At 67.3% G+C, this 1415-nt stretch carries 1 protein-coding gene and 1 pseudogene; both read right to left on the bottom strand.

Annotated elements, in window-relative coordinates; translation table 11 throughout:
• A pseudogene (locus BIS11_RS17520) lies at positions 1 to 325 on the bottom strand (hypothetical protein); the annotation flags it as partial.
• Positions 322 to 1320, bottom strand: coding sequence for an ABC transporter permease (locus BIS11_RS17515; RefSeq protein ID WP_253424029.1), 999 nt, complete (start codon positions 1318 to 1320; stop codon positions 322 to 324). The pseudogene BIS11_RS17520 and the gene BIS11_RS17515, both read right to left, overlap by 4 nt.
• Between the last annotated feature and the right edge of the window lie 95 nt (positions 1321 to 1415).

Raw genomic sequence — 1415 nt, 5'->3', positions numbered from 1 at the left:
TGGCAAGCGGGGCGCTGGCGAGCCCCAGATCGCCGAGCACGCCCTGCACCAGCCAGGCGGTGGCGAGACCGGCGATGTTGGCGGTGAAGGTGACCGAGAGATTCAGCCCCCCGGAGATGATCGGCACCAGCATGGCCAGCGACAGAAGCCCGAGCTCCGGCAGCTGCATCGCCATGGAGTTGAAGTTGGCGGCGCCGAGAAAGCCCGGTGCCGCGAAGGAGAAGAGCGCGATGCTCGCGACCAGCAGCGCGGCCATCACCAGCACTTCGCGGGTATCGCCGCCCAGGCGCAGGCCGGCGTGCGGCGTTTTCAACGGCTTGTTCATAGGTTCTTCGCCCTGGTGGAACGGGGCAGCAGGTTGCCCAGGTTACTGGTGGTGATCGCGACGAGGATGATCAGCCCGACGATCATGCGAAACGCGTAGGGAGTGACGCCCAGCAGGTTCAAGCCGTTCTGCACCACGGCGAGCAGCAGCACCCCGAGCACCGCGCCGAGCACCGTGCCGCGCCCGCCGCCCAGGGTCGCGCCGCCCAGCACCACGGCGGCCAGGATGGTCAGCTCCTGGCCGATCAGGGCGTTGGGCACCACTTCCTGGACGATGTGTGCCTGCATCAAGCCGGCCACCCCGGCGCACAGCCCCAGCCAGCCGTAGGCGAAGGCGTGGATCTTCCACACGCTCACGCCGGAGCGTCTGGCCGCTTCGGGGCTCGAGCCGAAGCCGTAGATCGAGCGCCCGAAGCCGGTGCGGGCCAGGATCAGCCAGGTCAGAGCGACCATCACCGCCATCACGGCGGCGGGCAGGTAGAGCGTGGCGGAGCCGCGCTCGGCAGGCAGGTCGAGCAGCGGGATCGCGTAGTAGAGCCAGTCCGGCACGTCGTAGATCGACACGCCCCCGGTCACGTACATCAAGAGCCCGAAGAACAGGTTGAAGGTGCCGATGGTGACGATGATCGAGACGATCCGGAAGCGGTGGATCAGAAAGGCGTTGATCAGCCCGAGCAGCGCGCCGACGAGCATCGAAAGCGCCATGCCCACGACCCAGCCGCCGCCGCCCAGATGGTCGATCAGCAGCGTCATCACCACGTACTGCACCACCGAGGCGGCCACCGCGAAGGAGATGTCGATGCCGCCGGCGATCAGCACCACCACCAGCCCCACGGCGAAGATGATGTTGACCGACTGGTTGTTGAGCAGGTCGAACAGGTTCTGCACGCTCAGGAAACTGTCGGTCGCCAGTGACAGCACCACGCACAGCGCGAGCAGGATGCCCAGCAGCACGCCTTCGGTGCCGAGCCCCCGGCGGGGTAAGAGCTTACGCATTGATCACGGCCTCCAGCGCTTCTTCGGTGGTCTCGGCGGGAATGATTTCGCAGGCGACGCGCCCCTCGCGCAGCACCAGCGCGCGGTCGGTGTTC

Source organism: Halomonas sp. 707D4, assembly GCF_024158685.1.
In the GTDB taxonomy this organism is placed as follows: domain Bacteria; phylum Pseudomonadota; class Gammaproteobacteria; order Pseudomonadales; family Halomonadaceae; genus Vreelandella.
This window is presented reverse-complemented; position numbering and strand designations above follow the sequence as displayed.